The following is a 5,570-nucleotide window of genomic DNA, read 5'->3' on the forward strand; positions in this document are numbered from 1 at the left end:
CCTTCGATTCGGCTAATTTCATCCAGGAATACCCCACCATCTTCGCTTCGACCCGTGTGGAGCCGGACTGCATGGTGCTCTCCCGGTTCATCGAGACTGTGGATCCCTGGAAAGTCGTCCGCGCCCGCACCGATTACGAGCGCGCGCTCACCAACCGCCCCGTTCCGAACCGCGCCGTCCATTTTTACCTCGGCCTGACCGACTTCCTCCTCCCGGACTCTATCAGGAAGCTCTATGACAACGCTGTCTGGAAGGCCGAGGAGAACAATCTCTTCACCGAGATGGGACTGGCGGGGGTGAACGGCCCCTTCCTGCCCGGATTCATGAGCCGGGTGGGCGCCGCCGGCCTTGACAGCCTTTACAAGAAATACGGGATGCGGTTCAGCTTTCACGGCGGGGTGAGCGGCGAGGCGGCAAAGAAGAACGGTGCGACCATCCTCATCCCGGCAGGTTCGGCGGCGTTTTTCGACCCGGTGTTCATACGCATGAGGCATGAGATGCTCGAAAAGTGGCTCGAGCAATACGGCAATGCGCCGTGGCTTTTCGACATTCGCGGTCAGGATGAGCCGTTCAACCAGATTGCGACCATCCTCCAGCCGGGAACCTATGAGATGATAGACCGCGAGATTCGCGAGAAGTATGGCGTAGGTCTCGGAGTCCCTCAGGGCGTTCCAGGCATACCCTACGAGAACCAGCCGGTGCAGGCGATCAGTCGTATTGTCCCCAACCACGAAACCGCGCTCCAGCGCATCGCCGCTTTCCGCTGGCTGAACAAGACGTTTGCGGAGGTCGCTCGCGGCGATTATGAGGCGGTCAAAAAACACGCCCCCGGCGCGCTCGCCGAGGCATACAACCGCAATTCCGTGGCCGACCTTGATTTCCTCGACCAGTCGCTCATTTACCCCTATACCGATTATTTCTCAGCCGACCCCTACCCGTCATTCTGCATCTATGTCTATGGCAATGCAAGGTCAAAATACCACGTGGGCTTCACCAGCAAGATGGTCACCGACCTGGCGGCGGGAAAACCCACCCAGATGATCGTTCAGGGCTGCGAGATGATCCAGCGGCTCTCCACCGCTGAAAACGTCCGGGAGTGGGCTAGCCAGGCGGCCAAGACAGGGACGACCATGATCGACTGGTGGGGCACCCCGAAGCTCCTGTACCCGGAAGTCTACCGAGAGATGCAGCGCATCTCCAAGCTCTGGAAAACCCTGCCGGCGCTCGACATCCCGGATAGATCGGATATCGCCGTCCTGTTCAGCGACGATTCCCGCGCCGCCGCGGGAGATGAAGCGCTACAGGCCCACTATACGCTCCATGCCATCCTCGGGGAGAAGCTATGCGCCTGGTTCACATTTGTGAGCGAAAATCATGTCCGCCGGGGACTGCACACCCTCGAAGGGAAGAAGCTCATCATCGCGCCGCAGCTTGCATACATCTCGAAGGAGTTCGCCGGAGAGCTCATCCGCCGCGCGGAGGAGGGCGCGACGCTGGTCGTGCTCGATCCCGACGCCCTCACATGGGATATCGAGACCGGCACCCTCAAGGATGAGCGCCTGCGCCTGCTTGGTCTGGGCGAGTGCTCGAAACGTCCTGCCGTGGAACTGCATCCGGCCCCCTCATCTGCCGCACGGTTCAAAGGAGTCAAGTCCCTGGCGCTCCGTCCCCTGCGCAATGTGGGGAATACAAACAACGCCCGAGTCCTGACCGTTCCTGAAGGAGCGAAGCTGCTCTTCACCTATCCAGACGGTTCTCCCGCGGCGTTCTCCCGGAAAGTAGGCAGGGGCGAGGTGATAGTCTTCGGGGCCATGCCGTTCCAGGACAGCGAGTTCGCGATGGCAACCACAGGATGGGAACCACTTTTCAGCGGGCTCACCGACGAGCTGGGCATTAAGCGTGACCTCCCCGTCTGGCGGTTTCTCTTTCCCGCAACCGGGGGTGAGCCGACATATTTCGAGCCGCTGGTTAAGATACCGGGAAGGTGAAAAAGGAAGTGACCTCCGCAAGTTACTTTTTAGATAGATGCCGAAACAAGTTCGGCATGACACGTGTCACCCTGAACTTGTTGCCGCTTCGCGGGAACGATAAAACCGTTTCAGGGTTTAGACAAACATGAATCGACTTTTCACATCTGATTTTTTATTTGAGTCACCCACGGAGAACTCTATGCAAAAACGGTTTTCGATGATGTTTTGCTTTATCATGGTCTATGCCTGCCTTTTGCCCCTCTTCGCCAATGCTCAGCCGGTCCAGCAGACAGTCCGGGTCATCATCGTCCCTGACCGTCCCTCCTGGGAGTACACCTGCGAGGAGAAACCGATTTTTACCATTTCGGTCATCCAGTTCGGGAATCCCATGGATGGTGTGGCGGTCCGTTATACAATCGGGCCCGAGAAGATGGCGGCGGTCAAATCCGGGACAGCCGCCCTGAAAAACGGCTGCGCCAAAGTCGGGGAAGTCACCATGTCCGTTCCGGGGTTCCTCCAGTGCTCTGCGTCGGTAACGGTGGAGGGCAGGGAATACAGCGGCATCGGCGCCGCCGGATTCGAACCCCTCAAAATCCGCCCCTCCTCGGAACCTCCCGCCGATTTCGCGGACTTCTGGGAGAAAGGGAAAGCAGATCTAGCCAGGATTCCCATGGATGCACGGGTCACCCTGCTCCCGGAGAAGTGTACTTCCACTTTGAATGTGTATCACGTAAACCTGCAAAGCTGGGGCATGAGCCGTCTCTATGGCATTCTCTGTGTTCCGAAGAAGGCCGGGAAATATCCTGCGCTCCTGCGCGTCCCGGGGGCAGGTGTGCGTCCCTACAACGGCGATACAGCGATGGCCGACAAGGGGATGATTACCCTGGAAATCGGCATCCACGGCATCCCGGTAACTATGGAGCCGGGTGTCTATGCAGACCTTTCGAAGGGGGCGCTCGGCAGTTATTGGACCTACAATCTTGACAACCGCGATACCTATTACTTTCGACGGGTATACCTCGGCTGCATACGGGCGCTGGATTTCATCACGAGCCTTCCGGAATACGACGGCGAGCGGCTGGCGGTCACCGGAAGCAGCCAGGGAGGCGCGCTTACTGTGGCGACCTCCGCTCTCGACCCACGGGTGAAATGGATGGGAGTATACTGCCCGGCGCTCTGCGATGTCACCGGCTATCTGAACGGACGCGCGGGAGGCTGGCCGCACATGTTCGCTACGCCAAACAGCCGTACCAGGGATAGAGTTGATTCCGCGAAATACTATGATGTAACCTGTTTTGCCCGCCTGCTGAAAATTCCGGGAATTTATTCCTGGGGATTCGTGGATGCCACCTGCCCGCCGACCTCCATGTTTGCGGCGTATAATGCGATCACCGCCCCGAAGGAACTCTATCTCGTCCTCGATTCCGGGCATTGGAATTACCCCGAGCAGAGCGAACGGATAAACAATTGGCTGACGCTGAAGATGACGGGGAAATGATTCAACCTTCGGGAGTGAATCCATGAAATTAATGTCCTTTTTCTTTATACTTGCCGGGTTTCTCTCATTCCTATCGCCGGCCGCCGCCGAGGTTACTGTGCAGGATATCCGGTCGGCGCTCAGAAGCAATCTGGTTCATCCGTACCTGTATTTCACCGAGGAGGAGAAATCCTCTCTTCTCAACCGTGTATGGAATGATCCGGAATGCAGGGATATCTGGCAGCGACTGACTGCCGAAGCCAATCGGCTGCTCTTCACTACTGTGGAGGAAAAAGCGCCGCCGCAGGAGAAGCATACCGGGTTTACCAACACGGATGCACGGCTGGATTACCTGCGTCTGAATGTGCGCTCCGCTTTCACTCTGGCGTTCGTGTACCAGTTGACCGGGGATGAACGTTATGCCCGTAAGGCGTTCGCATTCGCCGATGCGGCCTGCGACCTCCCCACGTGGGTTGACCGGAGGCACCAATTTCCCATTATCTACAGCCGGGTCTGGCCCTGGAATGTTCGCGACGATCAGGCCGCATTCGCGTTCGATATCGAGTCCGCCGATACCGCGCGATCCCTCGCGGCAGTATACGACTGGCTCTACCCCACGCTGGACAAGCGTTCCCGCGACCGCATCCGGGGCGCTCTTTTGGAGAAGGCAGTACTTCGGGTGCGCGGCAATTACGAATACCAATGGTGGGCGGCCTCATACCGCTGCAACTGGTGCGCCGTTTGCAACGCCGGGCTGGGAACTGCCGCCCTCGCGCTCCTCGCCGAAGATCCACAACTGGCGGATGTCATCGCCGAGTCCTGCAACCGCATTTCTAAACAGCTCGATGAGATGGGCGAGGACGGCGGCTGGCAGGAGGGATGCGGCTATTACCGCAAGAGCATACACGCCTTGAATTTTTTCGCCGATCCGCTCAAAAGGCTCACCGGCGGGAAGTTCAATCTTTACAAGCATCCACGCCTGGCTGCAAACCCGGTCACCTTTCTAGTCTATAATACGGTGACCCCGCGCCGTCTCCTGGTTTTTGAGGACTCCGGGGCTAACCGCGCGGGGACCAGTCATATCTGGAACAAGCTCGCCCTAGAGACCGGAAGCGGCGAAACGGCATGGTTCCGTAACCGCATGTTCGGCCCTGGAAGCGAGGAATTCGACATCATCTGGCCCAGAGCCGGTCTGAAACCGAGCCTTCCCTCACAGCCCTCCAAAATCTTTCGGAACATCGGCTGGGTAATCATGCGGAGTGATTTCAACGATCCGGCCAAGGTGGTGCTCGCCTCAAGGGCCGGGATGAACGATGATCCCCATCACGGCCACCTGGACTGCGGGCATTTCGTACTGTACTGGCGCGACCAGGAATACATCTGCGATATCGGTTCTCCGCAATACGACGAGCTGTATTTCGACGAGCTCCGCTGGACCTATCCCCAGGTATCGAGCGCCGGCCATAATGTCATTCAGGTGAACGGCGAGCTTCAGATTCCGGCGAAATTCAAGAATCAAGCGTGGAAAGAGGGAGTGGGGGGAAAGGTTCTCCAATTCCGGCCGGGTGAAACCCGCGACTATACCCTCATGGACCTCACCGGGGCTTATCCGGGTAAAGAATTGAAAGGCTGGCGCCGTCACCTCATTCTGGAAAAACCATCGATCACTGTAGTGCTGGACGAAGTGTCTTCCGAACCGGGCGCTGAGATAGAAGCGAGGTTCCATTCCCATTGCTCTTTTACCCTGAAAGACCGATATGCTCTCCTCCGCGGCGAAAAAGGCATTATGGCTCTCATTCCGGTAACCGAGAGTCCTTTCGGCTTCCGCTCGGGCAGGCACGCCGACCTGCCGGTGATTCAGGATGTATCATTCGCCTGGATCCCCTATTTCGGAGTTGTTGCCGCAGCACAATCGCCATCTACCCGGATAGCTACACTTATTCTTCCCGTCGAAATGGAATCCGAGGCCGAGAAAATAGCCCGATCCATATTCAGTAGGACAGACAGCACCGGGAACTACTCCATTGTATTTGAAAAGGGGGGAAAGAAATTCGAATATCGGTTCAGGAAGGAACCGGAAGGATTAGTATTGGAGCAGGGAAAGTCTGAACTTTGACAGGAAT

General features: G+C 57.6%; 3 protein-coding genes. All 3 read left to right on the top strand.

Annotated elements, in window-relative coordinates; genetic code table 11:
* Positions 1-1,988 (top strand): hypothetical protein (locus tag Q8O92_03365; protein ID MDP2982353.1); only part of this gene is annotated, 1,988 nt, incomplete at its 5' end.
* Positions 1,989-2,169: 181 nt separating this feature from the next.
* Positions 2,170-3,468, top strand: a complete 1,299-nt coding sequence (locus Q8O92_03370; GenBank protein ID MDP2982354.1) for an acetylxylan esterase — start codon at positions 2,170-2,172, stop codon at positions 3,466-3,468.
* A 22-nt stretch (positions 3,469-3,490) separates the two neighbouring features.
* Entirely contained in the window at positions 3,491-5,563 is a 2,073-nt protein-coding gene (locus Q8O92_03375; protein ID MDP2982355.1) for a heparinase II/III family protein, read from the top strand.
* Positions 5,564-5,570 lie beyond the last annotated feature (7 nt).

This window comes from Candidatus Latescibacter sp., from assembly GCA_030692375.1.
GTDB lineage: Bacteria > Latescibacterota > Latescibacteria > Latescibacterales > Latescibacteraceae > JAUYCD01.

Excerpts from the sequence above, each read along its gene's own strand:
- Q8O92_03375 (MDP2982355.1), top strand. The coding sequence starts at position 3,491 with ATGAAATTAATGTCCTTTTTCTTTATACTTGCCGGGTTTCTCTCATTC.
- Q8O92_03370 (MDP2982354.1), top strand. The coding sequence starts at position 2,170 with ATGCAAAAACGGTTTTCGATGATGTTTTGCTTTATCATGGTCTATGCC.